18 protein-coding genes are annotated in these 18,301 nt (G+C 73.5%); 5 read left to right on the top strand and 13 right to left on the bottom strand.

Annotated elements, in window-relative coordinates; all coding sequences use genetic code 11:
* Window positions 1-15: 15 nt before the first annotated feature.
* The 7 genes from F1D97_RS04455 to F1D97_RS04425 all read right to left on the bottom strand — a co-directional run bounded on the left by F1D97_RS04455 (window position 16) and on the right by F1D97_RS04425 (window position 5,629).
* The gene (locus F1D97_RS04455; protein WP_236122511.1) at window positions 16-1,203 is read right to left on the bottom strand and encodes an ABC transporter permease; all 1,188 of its coding nucleotides are present in this window, start codon (window positions 1,201-1,203) and stop codon (window positions 16-18) included.
* Window positions 1,200-1,880 carry an ABC transporter ATP-binding protein gene (locus tag F1D97_RS04450; RefSeq protein ID WP_236122510.1) on the bottom strand — a complete coding sequence of 227 codons (681 nt, stop codon included), beginning with the start codon at window positions 1,878-1,880 and terminating at the stop codon, window positions 1,200-1,202. Before F1D97_RS04450 ends, F1D97_RS04455 begins: the two co-directional genes overlap by 4 nt.
* Window positions 1,877-3,115: a peptidoglycan-binding domain-containing protein gene (locus tag F1D97_RS04445; RefSeq protein WP_236122509.1), complete on the bottom strand. Its 1,239-nt coding sequence runs from the start codon at window positions 3,113-3,115 to the stop codon at window positions 1,877-1,879. The genes F1D97_RS04450 and F1D97_RS04445 overlap by 4 nt, the downstream gene beginning before the upstream one ends.
* A gap of 53 nt (window positions 3,116-3,168) precedes the next feature.
* On the bottom strand, window positions 3,169-3,918 hold the full coding sequence (locus F1D97_RS04440) for a hypothetical protein (RefSeq protein ID WP_236122508.1): 750 nt from the start codon (window positions 3,916-3,918) through the stop codon (window positions 3,169-3,171).
* Window positions 3,919-4,124: 206 nt separating this feature from the next.
* Window positions 4,125-4,550, bottom strand: coding sequence for a peptidase inhibitor family I36 protein (locus tag F1D97_RS04435; RefSeq protein WP_236122507.1), 426 nt, complete (start codon window positions 4,548-4,550; stop codon window positions 4,125-4,127).
* Window positions 4,551-4,865: 315 nt separating this feature from the next.
* Window positions 4,866-5,093, bottom strand: a complete 228-nt coding sequence (locus tag F1D97_RS04430) for a hypothetical protein (RefSeq protein ID WP_236122506.1) — start codon at window positions 5,091-5,093, stop codon at window positions 4,866-4,868.
* A gap of 284 nt (window positions 5,094-5,377) precedes the next feature.
* Window positions 5,378-5,629, bottom strand: a complete 252-nt coding sequence (locus tag F1D97_RS04425; RefSeq protein ID WP_236122505.1) for a DUF2798 domain-containing protein — start codon at window positions 5,627-5,629, stop codon at window positions 5,378-5,380.
* Window positions 5,630-6,155: 526 nt separating this feature from the next.
* On the opposite strand from F1D97_RS04425, the gene F1D97_RS04420 reads away from it, so the two are divergent.
* A complete protein-coding gene (locus F1D97_RS04420; RefSeq protein WP_236122504.1) occupies window positions 6,156-6,380 on the top strand; it encodes a type II toxin-antitoxin system Phd/YefM family antitoxin in 225 nt (74 codons plus the stop codon).
* Window positions 6,377-6,778 carry a type II toxin-antitoxin system VapC family toxin gene (locus F1D97_RS04415; RefSeq protein ID WP_236122503.1) on the top strand — a complete coding sequence of 134 codons (402 nt, stop codon included), beginning with the start codon at window positions 6,377-6,379 and terminating at the stop codon, window positions 6,776-6,778. The genes F1D97_RS04420 and F1D97_RS04415 overlap by 4 nt, the downstream gene beginning before the upstream one ends.
* Before the next feature lie 33 nt (window positions 6,779-6,811).
* On the opposite strand, the gene F1D97_RS04410 is transcribed toward F1D97_RS04415, so the two are convergent.
* The 4 genes from F1D97_RS04410 to F1D97_RS04395 form a co-directional block, all read right to left on the bottom strand.
* Window positions 6,812-7,753, bottom strand: a complete 942-nt coding sequence (locus F1D97_RS04410; protein WP_236123481.1) for a siderophore-interacting protein — start codon at window positions 7,751-7,753, stop codon at window positions 6,812-6,814.
* Between the two features lie 81 nt (window positions 7,754-7,834).
* Window positions 7,835-8,941: a VIT1/CCC1 transporter family protein gene (locus F1D97_RS04405; protein WP_396022557.1), complete on the bottom strand. Its 1,107-nt coding sequence runs from the start codon at window positions 8,939-8,941 to the stop codon at window positions 7,835-7,837.
* A 99-nt stretch (window positions 8,942-9,040) separates the two neighbouring features.
* The gene (locus tag F1D97_RS04400; RefSeq protein WP_236122501.1) at window positions 9,041-9,406 is read right to left on the bottom strand and encodes a hypothetical protein; all 366 of its coding nucleotides are present in this window, start codon (window positions 9,404-9,406) and stop codon (window positions 9,041-9,043) included.
* 94 nt (window positions 9,407-9,500) lie between these two features.
* Window positions 9,501-10,580 carry a Gfo/Idh/MocA family protein gene (locus F1D97_RS04395; RefSeq protein WP_236122500.1) on the bottom strand — a complete coding sequence of 360 codons (1,080 nt, stop codon included), beginning with the start codon at window positions 10,578-10,580 and terminating at the stop codon, window positions 9,501-9,503.
* Window positions 10,581-10,806: 226 nt separating this feature from the next.
* Here F1D97_RS04395 and F1D97_RS04390 point away from each other — a divergent pair, with 226 nt between their 5' ends.
* The 3 genes from F1D97_RS04390 to F1D97_RS04380 all read left to right on the top strand — a co-directional run bounded on the left by F1D97_RS04390 (window position 10,807) and on the right by F1D97_RS04380 (window position 14,769).
* On the top strand, window positions 10,807-11,436 hold the full coding sequence (locus F1D97_RS04390) for a Pr6Pr family membrane protein (RefSeq protein WP_236122499.1): 630 nt from the start codon (window positions 10,807-10,809) through the stop codon (window positions 11,434-11,436).
* A gap of 135 nt (window positions 11,437-11,571) precedes the next feature.
* On the top strand, window positions 11,572-12,552 hold the full coding sequence (locus tag F1D97_RS04385) for an FKBP-type peptidyl-prolyl cis-trans isomerase (RefSeq protein WP_236122498.1): 981 nt from the start codon (window positions 11,572-11,574) through the stop codon (window positions 12,550-12,552).
* Between the two features lie 159 nt (window positions 12,553-12,711).
* The gene (locus F1D97_RS04380) at window positions 12,712-14,769 is read left to right on the top strand and encodes an elongation factor G (RefSeq protein WP_236122497.1); all 2,058 of its coding nucleotides are present in this window, start codon (window positions 12,712-12,714) and stop codon (window positions 14,767-14,769) included.
* 71 nt (window positions 14,770-14,840) lie between these two features.
* Here the strand turns inward: F1D97_RS04380 and F1D97_RS04375 are convergent, their stop codons facing one another.
* Window positions 14,841-17,411 (bottom strand): ABC transporter permease, encoded by a 2,571-nt coding sequence (locus F1D97_RS04375; RefSeq protein WP_236122496.1) that lies wholly within the window; start codon window positions 17,409-17,411, stop codon window positions 14,841-14,843.
* Window positions 17,411-18,178 carry an ABC transporter ATP-binding protein gene (locus tag F1D97_RS04370; protein ID WP_236123480.1) on the bottom strand — a complete coding sequence of 256 codons (768 nt, stop codon included), beginning with the start codon at window positions 18,176-18,178 and terminating at the stop codon, window positions 17,411-17,413. Before F1D97_RS04370 ends, F1D97_RS04375 begins: the two co-directional genes overlap by 1 nt.
* Window positions 18,179-18,301 lie beyond the last annotated feature (123 nt).

Genomic DNA, 18,301 nt, shown 5'->3' with positions numbered 1-18,301 from the left:
CGAGAACGGGTGGAGCTAGTCGGCGCGGACCGCCTGCGCCGGTTCGACCGCGGCGGCGCGCAGGGCCGGGTAGAGCGACGAGACCACGCCGGCGGCCAGGCCGACCGTCGGGCCGAGGAGCACCCAGACCGGGCTCAGGGACGCCGTCCACCCGTTCACCGCGGCCACGACGACGACGGCGACGGCCGCCAGCGCGCTGCCGGTGACCCCGCCGACCGCACCGCTCAGCGCGCCCTCGGTCCAGAACATCGCCGCGACCCGTGAGCGTGACGCGCCGATCGCACGGCGCAGCCCGATCTCGCTCGTGCGGGACATGACGGAGACGACCATCGCGTTCCCGATGAGCAGGACGGTCAGCGCGAGCAGCAGCGCGCCCACCCAGGCGGCGAGCCGGTCGAGCTGTGTCGAGACCCCGGTGCGGAGCGCGGAGACGTCGACGACCTGCGACGACGCGAGGTCGTGCGGTGCGTCCGGGCGCACTGCGAGCCGCACGACGTCCGCGACGACGGTGCCCGCGCCCGGTGCCGTCCGCACTGTCATCGCGGCCGTGACGTCACTTCCGGCCATGCCGACCGCCACCCGGTAGGGGATCGCGACGACGTCCGAGAGCGTCGCATCGGGGCCGTCGTCGAGGAACCCCGCGACCTGGAACGGCTCGCCGTTCACGCGGATCGTGAACCCCGTGGGGTCGAGGGTGGCCGGCACGTCGAGCGCCTGCGCGGCGTCCACGCCGAGCAGGGCGATCCGGTCATCTCCGTCGAGCATCCACGCGGCGCGGTGGGGAGCCCGTACCGCGTCGAGGTAGCCGGAGGTCAGGCCCGCGACGCTCACCCCGGCGACCGGCCGGCCGCGCTCCGCTCGGGTCACGGCGACCGTCGTGACGTCGCCCGGGTCGAGCCGCTGCCCGGCTGCGTCCACGAGGTCGACCGCCGCGACCCGCGCCGAGGCGTCCGCGGGGAACAGCGGGTCGTCGTCCGAGGCCTGCACGCCCGAGGCCGCGACGACCGAGATGAGGTCGAGCGTGGAGGCCGCCATGTCCGCGTCGACCTGTCGCGCGGCGACCGTCGAGATCCCGACGGCCGACAGGAGCGTGCCGGTGCTCATCGCGACCGCCGCGATCATGAGCGCCGTCCGCGTGCGACGAGCGTGCATCTCGACGGCGACGTCGGCGAGCACGTCCCGCACGGTCGCCCAGCGGCTCACCGCCGCGCCCCTTCCTCGAGCCGGCCTGCGCACAGCCGCACGGTGCGGTCCGCCCAGGCGGCGATGCGGTCGTCGTGCGTGATGACCAGGACGGCGACTCCCGCAGCCGCCTGCTCGTCGAACAGCGCGAGGACGTTGTCGGCGTTCTCCGGGTCGAGGTTCCCCGTCGGTTCGTCGGCGAGGACGAGCCGCGGCCCCGACAGCACGGCGCGCGCCACCGCGAGCCGCTGCTTCTCCCCGCCGGACAGCAACCGCCCCAGGGCCTGCTGCCGCCCGGTCAGACCGACTCGCGCGAGCGCCGCGTCGACGAGCGTCCGCCGCTGCGTGCGGGGCGTCCCTGCGATCGAGGCGGCGATCTCCAGGTTCTCCGCCACGGTCCGGTGCCCGAGGACGTGGTGCTCCTGGAACACGAACCCGAGCGTGTGCGCGCGCAGCCGGTCGCGCTCCCGCGCGCTCAACGACCCGGTGTCCTGCCCGAGGAGCTCGACCCGCCCGCTCGTCGGGGTGTCCAGGAGCCCGACGAGGTTGAGGAACGTCGACTTCCCCGACCCCGAGCGGCCGACCACCGCGACCCGCTCCCCCGGCGCCAGCTCGAGGTCCACGCCCGCCAGGACAGGCAAGGGCGGGTCGGTCCGGTACGTCTTGTGCACGTCGAGCGCACGCAGGACGGAGGTCACGGGCTCGTCGCGACGACGACCACGTCGCCCACCGTCAGATCGGTGTCCTCGACCAGCGCATAGCCGTCCGCGGTCGTCGTCACGGTGACCCGCACCCGGTCCGCGTCCTGCTCGCGCGGGTCCTCCAGACCAGGAGGCAGACGCAGGACGAACGTGCCCGACGAGTCCTCGCGCACCGCGACGAGCGGAACGGCGAGCCCTGCGGCTTCGTCGCCGTCCGCGGCCTGCACGACGACGCCCGTGCCGTCCTCGAACCCCGCATCCTCAGGCAGCTCGATCGTGACGTCGTACCCGGGTGGTGCACCGTCCTGCGTCGCCTCGGCGACGAACGCGCCGACCGCCGTGACCGTCGCCGCGACCGTCGCGTCGCCGACCTGGGCCGACACGGAGACCGCTGCTCCGACGGTGTACGCGTCGGCCGCTGCGACGCCGACCCGAGCCGTGACGCTCGCAGCACCGGACCGCACCTGGGCGACCGGGCCACCCGGCTCGACGACGGTTCCGACCCGGGACACACGCACCAGCGTCACGTCCGCGCCGTCCAGGTCGAACGTCTCGGCAGCCGGCAAGGGCGTGAGCGCTGCCGTGTGCGCGTCCGCGGCCGCCTGACGGGCGTCGGCCAGCGCCTCCTGCGCGCCGCGCCCGCCGGTGGCGCCTTCGTCGAGGTCGTCGCCCTCGCGGCCAGAGGACACCGCGTCGCGTGCGTCCGCGACCGCCTGGTCAGCGGCTCGGGCCGCAGCGACCGCCTCGGCAGGGATCTCATGCGGCTCGGCACCTGCCGCCCGGTACAGCGCCTCGACCGCGAGCGCGGTCGCCGGCCCGTACTCGCCGTCGACCGACCCGGAGTAGTGGCCGGCGTCGAGGAGCGCCTGCTGCACCGCCCGGACGTCGGGCCCCTCAGCCCCGCCCCGCAGGTCCCGGTACATCGGGAACGGCAGCTCCCACCCGATCACGGGGCGACCCGACACCTCGACCAGCACCGCGCCGGGAGCGACCGGGTCCCCCGCGGCGACGGGCGTGGCGGTGACCACCGCGCGCACACCTTCACCGTCGGGCGCGGGGACGTCCTGGGTGCGCCCCAGCGTGACGGTCCCCGTGACGTCCTGCCCGGCCACGACGAGCGTGCGCTCCTCGACGGTCGCCGTCACCAGTGGGCTCGAGTGAGAGTTCGCCACCGCGACCTCCCACGGCGAGCGCACCTGCGACCCGACGACGAACGCGACGACCACGGCCACGACCGCCCCTGTCGCCCAGAGCCACAGCCACCGCGACCGCGACGGGCTCCGGGTCACGCGTCGGCCAGGAGCGCGCGCGCCGCCGTGAGCGCCTCGTCGATCTCGGCGCGCTTCTGCACGAGCTCGTCGGCGTACTTCACGACGATCGGGGCCTGCAGCCTTGCCTCCACCGCGGCGACCCGCGCGGTGAAGTCCGTCTGCTCCTTGCACTCGACCGACGCGAGCGCGAGCTGGATCTGCTGCTGGTCGATCACCGATCCGTTCGCGCCCCGCGGCCACCCCGGGCTGCCGTCCGACGACGCTCCGAGCCCGGCCTGCTCGTAGCACGCCTCGAGGTCGCGCAGCGCGCCCTTGGCCTCGGCATCGTCGAGAACCTGGTCCTTGACCGCCTCGAGCTCGGCGTACCACGGGCCCACGTGGCGCAAGGCGTCGTCGAACCTCGCCGACTCCGGAGCAGCGCCGCACGCATCGACGATCTCCCAGTCCGCGGCCGTGAGGTCACCGTCCGGCGGCGCCTGGTCGTCCGGGTCCGGCGTGTCGGCGACGATCCCGTTCGCGGCCAGGTCCGCCTGCGTCATGGGCTTGACGAAGCCGAACCGCTCCGCCTGGTCTTGCGTCCACGGGCCGTAGTACTGCTCCGAGACGTACACCGGGTCCGTCAGCGGCTGTGGCGGCGTGACCGTCACGCCCTTCTCGGCCGCGCACAGGCCCACCGCGACGGACGAGGCCGTCGCCAGCAGGTCCATCTCGAGGAACGTCTCGGTGAACCGGTCCGCCGGCAGCACCACGGCACCGGTCTTCACGTTCAACTCGGCCGCCAGGCTGATGCCTCGAACCTCCGTCGGCACCATCTTCGGCGGGGCCGCGCCCCGCTGGGAGCAACCCGCGACGGTCGCCACGGCCATGACGACGATGAGCGGCAATCGGTGCCGGAACCGCAAACTCCTCAAAGCATGCCCCCTCGAACTCGTTCGGTGTGGGCCAGCACATGGCCCACACCGAACGGAGATCAGCAACCGGTGAACTCGGTGGCCTCGATGTCGTTGTTGACGTTACTGCCGTCACTGTCATAGCCCGCGCCGTTCGACAGGTTCGGGTCACGGTAGTTCTTCTTCATGAGCTGACGGCTGTACAGCGTGAACGCCTTGCCAATCGGGCGACTGTCCCACCAGTGCCACGTGCGGTAGAAGACCGTGTACTTGCACTGCGCCCCGTTGACCGAGACCGACTCGGCGCGATTGGCAAAGCCTTGGGTCCCCCAGTCGGAGAGGTTCTTGGCCGTACCGAAGACCGCGCCGTCGTAGCTCGTCGAGTCGTAGCCGCATGCGAAACCCGAGTCACACAACCCGTCGCCGGCATGGGAGGCGGTAGCGAGCGGGATAGCAAGACCCGTCGCGAGGACGGCGGCAGTGAGTACGCGAACACCTTTGTTCATGTGATCCCCCTGGATCGTTTCCGGTCCGCCGCCTGCGACGGGGCCCTGAGGTCGACGCCGCGGAGCGTATCGGGAGCACCCGGACGACTCAGGGCCAAACGTCCCTTCCACAACCCCTGGCGGACGTGACCTCCCGACAGAGGGATCGGCCGGGACGGGACGCTCCGGCGCGACGAACCGCGGCGGCCTCACTCGTCTCCGCGGTATCCGCGGACCTCCCGAGCCCGACGACGCGGCCACCGAGCAGCCCAGGTCAGCGGGTGGAGAAACGCTCGTCTGGTGAGCGGTTCTCCACCCGTTGCGGCAGGTGGGCCGTCAGTGGTGCGTCGCGCGCTGCGGGGCGGGCGTCAGCAGCATGACCAGCCCGGGGCCCAGGAACGGGACGAACACCGCCGCCACGGCCATGACGGCTCGCGCGAGCCGGCTGACGTCGTGCGCTGCGGCCAGTCGCTGCAGCGCGACGACGACCAGCGCGAGGTTCGCGAGCACGGCACACGTCCAGGCGATGTCGTACCAGCCGCCGGCCAGTGGGGTCCCCAGCATCACGCCTCCTCGCGCACCGAGCCGTCGTCGTCGACGGACCGTGGCGAGACACTAACCCCCAGGCCGCGCCGCCGTGGGCGGTTCGTCCACAAACACACCGTGCTCCGCTTGTGCCCGATCACCAGACGGCGCGCCTGCAGCGCAGCGGCGACCCCGACGAGCGGGCCGCGACGAGCCAGGCACCCACCGGCACGGGCGCGTCGTGGCGGCACGACGAACGCGGCAGGAGCCGGGACGCATCGGGAGCGTCCCGGCTCCTGTCGAGTCAAGAGGGTTCCGGGCCGTCAGCCCTCGGAGGGAGCCGCCGCCGAGGTCGAGCGGGCGCGCAGCGTCGCACCCGCGAGCTTCATCGCCGCGGGCCACGCGGCCATCGTCAGGCAGAACGCGATCGGCCACGCGATCAGGAACTGCAGCGGCCAGGCGGCCAGCCACTCCATGGTGAGACCGGAGTGGAACAGGCTCATGAGGCCGGACATCGACGCAGCCATCATGAACGTCATGAAGACCTGGGACAGCAGGATGAACTTCTTGTTCACAGACGTCAGTCCTTGTCTGCGGTAACGCGGCACGCAGCGCCGTCGACCGCTCGTTGAGTGGTGGAGACGCCATGGGTTCGCGTGCGCGACTTCATCCCGGTTCGCGAGTGTGTTCACACCGGGGGCCGGAATAACCACACCGGCCTCAATCTTCTTGGCTGCCCCAATCTACCAACGAGGGCCCCGGCCCCCGCGACCGACGGGGACGAGCGCCGGGGGCTGGACCGGTCAGTCGAGCGGGCCGATCACATGGCCGACGAAGAACAGCCACGTCGACGACTCCCCCGGGTGGCGTGTCACCGGGCGCGACGCCACCTCCGGGCTCGAGCCCGGGCACGACCGTCCCCCGGGTACGGGCGTCCGGCTCGGGTGCGCCGACGATCAGGGCCGCGGGAGGCGGAGGCGGTGGACCATGAGGTCGCTGCCCCACCGTGCGGCACCGAACACTGCTGACCGGACGGGTGGTCTACGTGGTCTGGTCCATGTGGTCTGGTCCATGTGGTCTGGTCCACGTAGTCTCGGGCGTATGGAGACGATCGTGAACGTGCAGGACGCGAAGGCGGGGCTCTCCGGGCTCCTCGCACTCGCGGAGCACGGGGGCATCGTGAAGATCGCCCGCGCCGGAGTGCCCGCCGTGCAGCTCGTCCCCTTGGACGTACAGCCGCGCGAGTTCGGGATCATGTCCCTGCCGCCGGTGCCCGCCTCGTTCTTCGAGCCGATGACCGATGACGAGCTGGCGGACTGGGAGTGAGCCGGACCTACCTGCTCGACACCCACGTCATGCTCTGGTTGCTCGTCGAACCGGACACCGTGGTCGCCGCCACCCGGGACGTGCTGGCCGACCCGGGCAACACCTTGCTCGTGTCAGCGGCGTCCGCGATGGAAGTCGCGACCAAGACCCGGCACGGCAAGCTGCCCGAAGGGTATGCGGCGCTCGTGCAGGGGTGGCCGCAGCGGGTGGATGACCTCCGTGCGTCGGAGCTGCCGATCAGCTCGCGGCACGCTCTCCTCGCAGGTTCTCTCGCCTGGGAGCATCGCGACCCGTTCGACAGGTTCCTCGTCGCGCAAGCCATCATCGAGAACGCCACCCTGGTCACCAGGGACGCGGAACTGATCGCGTTCACGCAGATCGCGACACTGCCCGCCTAGTGCCCCGGCGTGGTCACCTCGGTACGGCGGGGGTCAGCTGGTCTCGGACCTGCCGTGGCGCCAGTAGCCCATGAAGGCCACCGACTTGCGGTCGATGCCGAGCTCGGTGACGAGGTGGCGGCGCAGGCCGCGGATGACGGCGGACTCGCCGGCGAGCCACGCGTAGACGGGGGACTCCTGGCGCATGGGGACGCCGGTCGCGGGGTCGACGGGCACCTCCCACAGCATGTCGTCGGTGTCGTACGCCCACGGGACGGCGTCGAGGTCGGTCGCGGAGCCATGGGGCAGGACGCGGGCGGCGGCCTCGCGCACGGCGGGGTCGAGGAGCGAGCCGTGCGGGGCGCCGTCGCGGCCGAGCCAGTGGATCGTCACGCCGGCGGGGGCGTCGATGTGGACGCGGTCGGCGGACAGCGGCATCTCGACGAGGGCCTCGCCGCGCGCGTCGCGCGGCAGGCGCTCGAGGATGTTCGCGATGGCGGGCAGCGCGGTCTCGTCGCCCGCGATGAGGAACGCCTCGGCGTGCAGGGGCGGGACGAAGTCGACGCCGCCGTGCGGGCCGGTCGCGTCCGCGTTGGGGCCGAGCACCACGAGCTCGTCGCCGACCTGCGCGCCGGTCGCCCAGCGGGACGCGGGGCCCGCGTCGCCGTGCAGGACGATGTCGACGTCGAGCTCGCGCGCCTCCTGGCGCACGCCGCGGGCGGTGTAGGTGCGGATGGGGTGGCGCCGGTCGTCGGGCAGAGCGCGCCAGCGGCCGTACCAGTCGCCGCTCTGCGTGAGGTCGAGCAGGCCCTCGTAGCCGCAGTCGAGCGGCAGGAAGAACTTGATGCGCTGGTCGAAGCCGTTGTCGGCGAACTTGTGCAGGTCGTCGCCGGTGAACGTGACACGCAGGAGGCTGGGGCAGACGCGCTCGACGGCCCGGACCCGGACGTGGAACGTGCGGAACGGGGCGGCGGCGGGCGCCTCGGTCTGGGTCACGGTCACGGCGCCACTCTAGGCAGGCAAGCCTTACCAAACAAGGCGGTGTCCGTCACACGCGGGTGCGTGGTACGTCACACGTCAGGAGACGGTCGTGCCGAACGCCAGCCCCAGCAGGTACGTCACCGCCGCCGCGCCCCAGCCGATCGCGAGCTGGCGCAGCGCGCGCTTCGCCGGCGAGGTGCCCGACAGCAGACCGACGACCGCGCCCGTCACCAGCAGCGCGAGCCCGACGAGCCCCGCCGACCACGCCACCGCGTGCCAGCCCTCGGCGCCGAGCAGGTACGGCAGCACCGGGATCGCGGCGCCCGAGGCGAAGAAGCAGAAGCTCGCGAGCGCGGCCCCCACAGCGGTGCCCACGGTCTCGTGCTCGTCGACCTCCTGCGCCTCGCCCTCCGGCGCGGGGACCGCGAGCGCCGTGCCCAGCGCCCCGAGCGACGACAGGACCGAGCGCGCGTGCTCGCCGGCCTCGGCGGGCGCCATGCCGCGCGCCCGGTAGACGAGCGCGAGCTCGTTGGCGTCGACGTCGAGGTGCGGCAGCGCGGCGCGCGCGTGCGGGCCGGGGCGGGACGCCTCGAGCAGCTCGCGCTGCGAGCGCACGGACACGTACTCCCCAGCACCCATCGACAGCGCACCCGCGAGCAGGCCCGCGAGGCCGGACAGCAGGACGGTCTGCTGCGCGACGCCGGACGCGCCGATGCCCATGACGAGCGCGAGGTTCGAGACGAGCCCGTCGTTGGCGCCGAACACCGCGGCGCGGAACGTGCCGGACATGCGGTTGCGCCCGCGCATCGCGAGGCCGCGCACGACCTCCTCGTGGATGCGCTCGTCGGCCGCCATCTGCGGGGTCGCGTCGTCGTCCTCGTCGTACGCCGAGCGCGCCTCCGCGCGCTGTGCGAGCGCGAGGACGAACACCGACCCGAACCGGCGGGCGAGCCACCCGAGGGTGCGCGTGCGCCAGTCGCCGCGCAGCGGCCTGCCGACCTGGTCGCCGAGCAGGTCGAGCCAGTGCTGCTCGTGGCGGCCCTCGGCCTCGGCGAGCGCGAGCAGGATCTCGCGTTCCTCACCGGTGCGGCGCGAGGCGAGGTCGCGGTACGCGGCGGCCTCGGCACGCTCGTCCGCGAGGTACTGACGCCACCTGCGGACCTGGGCACGGGATGGGGAGGTCGGGGTGGTCACGGCCTCCATACTGACAGCCGGGAAACGGGCATCGCGGACTTCGGCGCGAGTTCGCCGACCCGAATCCGCAGGTCCGGACGCCCGTGGCCGCCCACGCCGGACCGCCGGTCAGGACTCCCAGGGCGGCGTCTCGTCGAGCTTCGCGTAGTACTTGGCCAGGTGGCTCTTGATGCGGTCGACGTCCTTCGCGGGCACGTCCACGCCGCCGCGCGAGCCCTGCATCACCGCCGCCGCGGCGAACACCCCGCGCGGGACGGCCTTCAGCCGCCCGTCGACGACGTCCGCGATCAGCAGCTTGTACGCGGTGAAGTTCTCCTTGGACTCCGCGTCGTACCAGACGTGCGCGTCGCGGTACCGCTCGTTGGGTCCGTCCTGCGCCTTCGCCCACTCCCGCACGCGCTTCTCGGCGGCCGCGCCGTCCCACTCGCGGTCGCGGTCGGCCAGGGGAAGGTCCCCGAACGCGGTGACAGCCATCGCACCTCCCGGTGGGTCGCGGGCGTCGCACGACGACCGGCCCGACCTCCGACGCTCGCACCGGCTCGTCGGACGCGCATCTCCAGGCGCCGGGTCACGCCCAGGGCGGCGCCGGGACGGTCACCGCCGCACCGGTCTCGGCCGCCTCGCCGATCGCCAGTCCCAGTCGGTGGTCGTGGATGCCGTCCGCGAGCGGGTAGGGCTCCGGGCCGCCGTCGTGCAGCCACGACGAGCACGCGGCGAGCAGGTGGGCGACCGCGAGCTCGTCGTCGGCGAACCGCGTCCCGACGTACGGGTTCCGGTACAGCAGCCGCTCCCCCAGGCTCAGGTGCGCGAGGTCGAAGCCGTCCAGGTCCTGCTCGACGCCGCTCGTGCGCCGGTCGATGCGGCTCGTCAGCACGGCGCGGTCGGCGCCCCACCACGTGACGTCGTCGCCGACGATCTCGCCGTGCGACCCGCGCACGACGATCCGGTTGGTGCGCAGCGGGTTGTGCCACTGGTTGTCGGTGAAGTCGTACAGCGCGCTGCGGCCCTCGCCGAGGTCGAGCGTCGCGAGGGTCGTGCCGGCGGGCGTGGGCTCGGTCGCGCCGGTCCAGCCGTCGCGCGAGACGGGGTCGAGCAGGGGTGCGGTGAACCGCTGCGCACGCACGACGACGGGCCCACGGCCCACGTCGAGCAGCCACCGGACCAGGCCGACCGCGTGGTAGAGGTGCGTGGACGAGACCTGCACGCTCGTCGGCTCGCCGATGAGCCCGGCCTCGACGACCGCGCGCCGCGCCTGGTGCGCGGGCATGAACACGGAGTGCTCGGCGACCTGCACGAGCCCGGACGCGCCGACGTCCGCCCACAGGCTCTCGAGCCCCGCGACGTCCGGCGCGGGCGGGGTCTCGGCCAGCACGGGCACACCGGCGGCGACGAGCTCGCGCGTCGCCTCGGGCGTCACGGGCCACGGCACGGACACCACGACGAGCTCGGGACGCTCCGGCGCGGCCAGCAGCTCCGCGATGCTCCGCACCGTGGGCACGCCCCACTCGCGCTCGACCTGCGCGCCGCGCTCCGCCGAGCGCGTCACCACGCCCGTCACCGCGAACAGCTCCGGCAGCTCCCGCGCCGCCCGCACGAAGAACCCCGACCGCCACCCGCTCCCGACGATCCCGAACCGCAGCGCCGCCATCCGTCCTCCTCGACCCGTGGCCTCAGCCGTGGCCCACCCTACGAACCGGGGGCGACGACGGCTCGTCGCACCACCGGCGGCGCGGCGCGGTGCACCCGTCCGGCCGACGATGGCACGCTGACCTCCGCGTCGGCTCCGACCCTGCCGAGCAGCAGCCGAGCAGCAGCCGACCAGCAGCCGACCAGCAGCCGACCAGCAGCCGACCAGGAGCCACCCAGGAGGTCACGTGGACGTCGTCGTCGCCCTGTTCCGGTTCTTCGTCGTGTACCTCGCCCTCATCGGGACGCGCGAGATCTGGCTGCACGGTGAGGTCGACGGCCTCCTGTACTTCACGAACCAGTCGGGCTTCCTGCTCGCGGTCGTGATGACGTGGGCGGGCATCGCGTCCCTGCTGCACAAGCGGCAGCCACCGGGGTGGTTCAAGGGCGGCGTGACGCTGTTCCTGATGATCACGGGCCTCGTCGCGACGTTCGTCCTCGACCCCGAGGCGGCGGGCACGCCGACGCTCACGCTCGGGCTCACGGCCGGGCAGATCGAGCACCAGCTCAACCCCGTGCTCGCGTTCCTCGACTTCCTGCTGCTCGACCCGCACCGCCGGATGCGCTGGCGGTACGCGTGGTGGTGGCTCACCTATCTCGTCGCGTACGTGGTGTTCACGACGGTGCGCGGCACGGTCTGGGACCTCGACTACCCGTACGGCTTCATCGACCTGGGCGAGCTCGGGTGGGGCGGGCTGCTGCTCAACGTGCTGCTCTACGGCGTGGGGTTCGCCGGGCTGGGGCTGGTCGTCATCCTGCTCGACCGGCGCCTGCCGAAGCACGCGATCCTCGGCTCCCCGGTCCCGACGACCACCTGACCTGCACGAAGACGCGTGAACGGACGGGCATCCGAACCGTTTTCGGGGCGGAACGTCCAGACACCTCCCAGACAAGTCGCGTACCGTGCGTGGGTCGTCGCCGTTGCGGCGGCTCCCCGACCCCCGGAGCTCACCGTGCGCCGCACGCCCCACCGCCGCCTGGCCGCCGCCGCGATCGCGGCGGCGCTCGCCCTGACGCTCGCCGCGTGCAGCGACGACGACAGCGGCTCGGCCGCCACGCCGACCGCGACCACGACGGCCGACCCCGCCGCGACCGCCGACCCCACCGGCCCCGCGACCGCGTCCGCGGAGGACGTCGCCGCGCTCGAGAAGGTCAAGGTCGAGGGCGACCCGGGCAGCGAGCCCACGATCACGCTCCCCAGCACGCCGTTCTCCGTCGGTGCGGCCGTCGCGCGCGTCGTGACGCCCGGCGACGGTGACGCGGTCGCCGAGGGTGACACGCTCGAGATCCAGCTGACCGCCGTGAACGGCGAGGACGGCAAGGTCATCGGCAGCACGTACCAGGACGAGGCCACGGGCACGTGGACGGTCTCCGGCGACGGCAGCGGCATCCCCGCGCTCGACGAGGTGCTGGTCACCACGAAGCTCGGCGCCCAGGTCGTGTTCGCGCTCGTCTCGGGCGAGACCACGCAGGTCTACGTGCTCGAGCCCGTGCAGAAGATCGGCTCGCGCGCCGAGGGTGAGGCCGTCGCCCCCGTCGAGGGCCTGCCGACCGTCACGCTCGCGGAGGACGGCGCCCCGACGCTCACCGCCGCGACCGGGGACGCGCCCGCCGACCTCGTCGTGCAGCCCCTCATCCAGGGCACCGGCAAGGAGGTCGAGGAGGGCGACAACATCCTCGTGCAGTACCACGGGGCGCTGTGGGACGGCACGGTCTTCGACTCGAGCTGGGCCAACGGCCAGCCGTTCCCGGTCACCTCGATCGGCTCCGCGCAGGTCATCGACGGCTGGAACCAGGGCCTCGTCGGCACGCACGTGGGCGACCAGGTGCTCCTCGTGATCCCGCCGGAGCTGGGCTACAAGGACCAGGCCAGCGAGAAGATCCCCGCGAACTCGACGCTCGTGTTCGTCGTCGACGTCCTGTGGGCCTCCTGACCCGGTCGACCACCAGCACCACCTGCACCATCGCGCACCCCCGGCGCCCGGGACCCTTGTCCTGACGGCACCGGGGGTGCGTCGTTATCGTGGGCCCAGGTCGCCGACGATCACCGTGGGAACCGCCCTCGCACCCGCCCGGCGGCCGGGGAGACGAGCATGGACCAGGCAACGACGCCCAGGATCCGCACCGTGGCCCTGGTGGGAGCCTCGGGCGCGGGCAAGACGACCCTCGCCGAGGCGCTGCTGCACCGCGCCGGCGTGATCCCGAGACCCGGGAAGGTCGAGGACGGCTCGACGGTCAGCGACCACGAGCCCGAGGAGATCGCACGCGGGATCTCGCTCACCCTGTCCTCGCTGCCGTTCACGTGGACCACCCCGGACGGGGCGCTGCACGACGTGACGCTGCTCGACACCCCCGGCTCGGCGGACTTCGTGGGGGCGGTCGACGCGGCGCTCGCGGTCGCGGACCTCGCGCTCGTCGTCGTGTCCGCGGTCGACGGGGTGCAGGCGGGGACGCACGTCGCGTGGCGGCTCGCCGAGGCCGCGGGCGTGCCGCGCATGGTCGTCGTGACCAAGGAGGACAAGGCGCGCGCGGACTTCCACCACGTGCTCGACGACCTGCGTGCCGCGTTCGGCGACGGCTTCGTGCCCATCGAGCTGCCGCTCGGCGAGGAGCAGGCGTTCCACGGCATCGCGGACGTGCTCGCGCAGGAGGGGCTGGAGTACACGCCCGACGGCCGGCACTCCACGGTGCCCGTCCCCGACGACGTGGCCGACGAGGAGCACCGCCTGCACGACGAGGTCACCGAGGAGATCGTGTCGCACGACGACGACGCCCTCGAGCGGTACCTGAGCGGCGACGAGCCCACGGCCGACGAGCTGGAGCACACGCTCGCGCACGAGGTGCGGGACGGCGAGGCGTTCCCGGTGCTCGTCGTCTCCGGCGTCACCGAGGTGGGCGTCGACCGGCTCGCGGACCTGCTGTGCGAGCTCGGCCCGGCACCCAGCGACCGGCCCGCGCACGTGGTCGCGGGCGACACCCCGGTCGAGGTGCAGGTCGACCCGGTCGGACCGGTGCTGGTGCACGCGTTCCGCACGGTCGCCGACCCGTTCGTCGGGCAGGTCACGCTGCTGCGCGTGCTGTCGGGGACGCTGCGGGCGGGCGACAAGCTCGTCAACACGACGACCCGCACCGAGGAGCGCATCTCCGGGGTGTTCCGGCTGCGCGGCAAGGAGCACCTGCCGCTCGAGGAGGCGCAGGCGGGCCACGTGGTCGCGGTGGCGAAGCTCGCCGGGACGCCCAGCGGCTCGCTGCTGGCCGACCGGAACGGACCGGGCGCCGCGATGTCGGCGCCCGGTCTGCGTCCGCGGCAGGGCGTGTACGGGCTCGTCCTGGAGCCGGTCACGCAGTCCGACGACGACCGCCTGTCCGCGGCGCTGACGCGCCTCGTGGCCGAGGACCCCACGCTCGTCGTCGACCGCTCGTCGGACCGCCAGGTGCTGCGCGGTCTCGGCGACACGCACCTCGCGGTCGCGCTCGAGCGCCTGGCGCGCGTGTTCGGCGTGCACGTGACGACGTCGCCCGTGCCCGTGGCGTACCGGGAGACGATCCGCCGGCCGGTGGAGGCCGAGGGCAAGATCAAGAAGCAGTCGGGCGGGCACGGGCAGTTCGCGGTCGCGCACCTGCGGGTGTCGCCCGCGCCGCACGGTACGGGGTTCGAGTTCGTGGACTCCGTGGTGGGCGGGGCGATCCCGCGCAACTACCTGCCGGCGGTGGAGCGCGGCGTCCTCGAGGCGATGGCGCACGGCGGGCCGCACGGGTACCCCGTGGTCGACCTGCGCGTCGAGGTCTACGACGGCAAGGCGCACTCGGTCGACTCGTCCGACATGGCGTTCCGCACGGCCGCCGGGAACGGCCTGCGCGACGCGCTCGCCGCCGCGGGCACCGTGGTGCTGGAACCCATCGACCACGTGTCGGTGACGGTCCCGCCGTCGGTGCAGGGCGACGTCATGGGAGACCTGTCGGGCCGCCGGGGTCGCATCACGACCACGACGACGCTCGACGACGGCCGCGTGGTGATCGAGGCCGACGTGCCTCAGTCGGAGCTCACGCGGTACGTGCTGGACCTGCGCTCGCTCACCGGCGGACGCGCGGAGCTGGCCGTCGCACCGGGCACCTACGAGGTGTGCCCGGACCACCTCGTCCCGAGCTGACCGCTCGGGACGAGGTCTGCGAGCCGGGTCGCGGCGGCCCCTCCGCACGCCACGACCCGGCTCGACGCGCGTCACTCGGAGGCGATCGCCTCGAGCGCACGCATGCGGGCCGCGCGCGTCGCGGGCCACAGCGCCGCGACGACCCCCACGACCACGGCCAGCACGACCATCGTCACCAGCCCGCCCCACGGGACGACGAGCTGGTCCAGCCCGTCCTCGGCGTAGACGGTCGGCAGCGCGGACGCGAGCCCGACCCCGACGACGAGGCCGACGACCGTCCCGAACACCGCGGTGAGCACCGACTCCACGGTGACCGTCCCCGCGAGCTGCAGGCGCCCGAGCCCGACGGCCCGCAGCAGCCCGATCTCCCGGGTCCGCTCGATCACGGACAGCGCGAGCGTGTTGACGATGCCCAGCACCGCGATGACGAGCGACAGGCCGAGCAGCGCGTAGAGGATCACCAGCAGCTGGTCGACCTCCGCGGCCATCTGGTCCACGAACTCGTCCTGGTCCTGCACCGACACCACGACGTACGGCGCGACGGCCGCCGTCACCGCGGACCGCAGGTCGGTCGCCGAGACGCCCGCGGCGGCGTCGACGAACACGGTGTCGATCTGCTGCGCCTCACCGGGCGCGAGCTCGTCGAGCACCGCGGGCGTGACGACCACCGACGAGCCGACGACCTGGCTCTCGAACAGCCCGCCGACCCGCAGGTCGCGCGACCCCGTCGCCGTGGACACCGTGACGGTGTCGCCGACCGACCAGTCCTCGCCCGCGAAGTCCGTGTTGAGCAGCGCGGTGTCGTCCGCGAGCGCCGCGGTGTCACCCGCGGACACGTCGACCTTGAGCGTCGTGCCGAGCACGCCGTCCTCGAGCGCGACCACGCCACCCGCGTCCTGCGGGGTCGGCGCGACGCCCGGGGCCGGGGACACGCCCGCGAGCGTGAACGCGACGACGACGGTGCGTCCCACCTCGGGCAGGGCGGCCACGTCGTCCGCGGCGCCCTCCGGGATGACGAACGTCGCGGAACGCAGCACCAGGTCTGCGTCGGTCGAGCTCTCGACGATGCTCGCGAGCGACGCCTGCGCGGACGCCGCGATGACCGACACGGCACCGACGAGCGCCATGCCGATCGTCAGCGCACCCGCGGTGTTCGCGGTGCGGCGCGGGTTGCGCACCACGTTGCCGCGCGCGAGCCGGCCCACGGGCCTGAGCAGCGCGACGAACGGTGCCGCGAGCACCCGCATCGAGGCGCGCGCGAGCGTCGGGGACGCCATCAGCACGCCGACGAGGACGAGCGCCGCACCCGTGCCGAGCAGCGCGTCGGCCGCGTCCGCCTCGGGCCGCAGGACCGCCGCGACGACCGCGGCCGCGCCGGCGGCGACGACCGCCACGCCCAGCACCGCGCGCAGCCGCAGCGAGCGCTCGTGCACCGTGATGTCGCCGCGCATCGCCTCGACGGGCGCCACCAGCGCGGCCGTGCGGGCGGGGAACGCGGACGCCACCGCGGACACGACCGTGCCGAGCACGAGGCAGCCGACGACGTTCGTCGTCGACAGCGGCACGTCGGCCGTGAGGTCCATGCCCACCTGCGCGAACACCACGCGCAGCGCCGAGACGAGCCCCAGCCCGCCCAGCACGCCGAGCGCCGCACCCACGAGGCCGACGAGAGCGGCCTGCCCGACGACGACCGTGAACACCTGCGCGGGCGAGGCGCCCACGGCCCGCAGGAGCGCGAACTCCCGCACGCGCTGGCGTACCGACATCGCGAACGTGTTGGCGATGATGAACGCGCCGACGAACAGCGCGATCACCGCGAAGATCAGCAGGAACGTCGTGACGAAGCCGAGCATCTCGTCGATGTCCGACTGCAGCGTCGCGCGCAGCTCCGAGCCCGTCACGACCCGCGCGTCGTCGCCGCCCGCGAGCGTGGGCAGCGCGTCGCTCACCGCGGACGTCACCGCGGCCTCGTCGTACCCGGGCGCGGCGTACACCGCGATCTGCGAGACCTCACCGTCCGGGGCGAACGCGGCCTGCGCGGCCGCGGAGTCGATCAGGACGATCGTCGCGCCCGCCATGGGCCCACCGAGGTCGACCTGGCCGACGACCGTCACCTCGCGGACCTCGCCGGTCACCACCATGCGGGTCGTGTCGCCCAGCGCGAGCCCCGACGACTCGAGCGTCGCCGACTCCAGCGCGACCTCGTCGTCCCCCCGGGGCACGTCGCCGGCCACGAGGTGCAGGTCCGGGTCGCGCTCGTCGAACGCGACCGCGAACGACGGCGCCTGCGTGGACTGCACGGCCGTGCCGTCCGCGCCGACCAGCACGACCGTGCCCGTGATCTCCGGCAGCGCGAGGCGCACGCCGTCGACCGCGGCGAGCTCGTCCGCGAGCGTGATCGGCACCGGGTTGCGGGTCTCGCCCACGCTGAAGTCCGCGCTCCCGCCCGCCACCTGGGTGGCGCCCTGCACGTACGCGTCCGCGGGGGCGGACGCCTCGACGATCCCGTCGAAGGTGCTCGACATCATCGTGCGCAGGCTGAACGTGCCCGCGACGAACGCGACCCCCAGCGCCACGGCCAGCACCGAGAGCAGGAACCGGACGGCGTGCGCCCGGACCCCGCGCAACGTGACGCGCAGCATCACACCACCTCGGCGGGGGCGGCCTGCCGCGTGAGCCGGCCGAGGCGCTCCAGGACCGACTCGGGCGTGGGCGCGAGCAGCTCGTCGACGATCCGGCCGTCGGCGAGGAACAGCACCCGGTCCGCGTAGGACGCGGCGACCGGGTCGTGCGTCACCATGACGACCGACTGGCCCAGGTCGTCGACGCTGCGGCGCAGGAAGCCCAGCACGTCACGCGCGGACGTCGAGTCGAGGTTGCCCGTGGGCTCGTCGGCGAACACCACCGCGGGGCGCGTCACCAGGGCGCGCGCGCACGCGACGCGCTGCTGCTGGCCGCCCGACAGCTCGGCCGGCTTGTGGCCCAGACGGTCCTGCAGACCGACCGCGCGCACGACCGCGTCCAGGTGGTCCTTGTCGACCGGACGCCGCGCGATGTCCAGCGGCAGCAGGATGTTCTCGAGCGCCGTGAGCGTCGGGACCAGGTTGAACGCCTGGAACACGAACCCGAGGCGGTCGCGGCGCAGCTTCGTCAGGCGCCGCTCCGACATAGCGGAGACGGCCTCGCCGTCGACCGTCACCGTCCCGGCGGTGGGCTTGTCGAGGCCGGCCATGCAGTGCATGAGCGTCGACTTGCCGGAGCCCGAGGGGCCCATCGTCGCGGTCAGCCGACCGCGCTCGAAGTCGACGTCGATGCCCGCGAGCGCGTGCACGGCGGTGTCGCCGCGGCCGTACGTCTTGGTCAGGCCCCGAGCGGACGCGATCACGCGGGCCGGGTCGGGGGGAAGCATCGCAGTTGTCACGACGACGATCCTGGCCCCGCGCCCGGCCCCGAGTCGATCGGGTTTCCCCCCGGGTGTACCCCTGAGCCACCCCACGGATCCCTCAGGGTGCCACCCGGATGACGAAGGTCC

The sequence above is a fragment of the Cellulomonas palmilytica genome, assembly GCF_021590045.1.
Taxonomy (GTDB): domain Bacteria; phylum Actinomycetota; class Actinomycetes; order Actinomycetales; family Cellulomonadaceae; genus Cellulomonas; species Cellulomonas palmilytica.
This window is presented reverse-complemented; position numbering and strand designations above follow the sequence as displayed.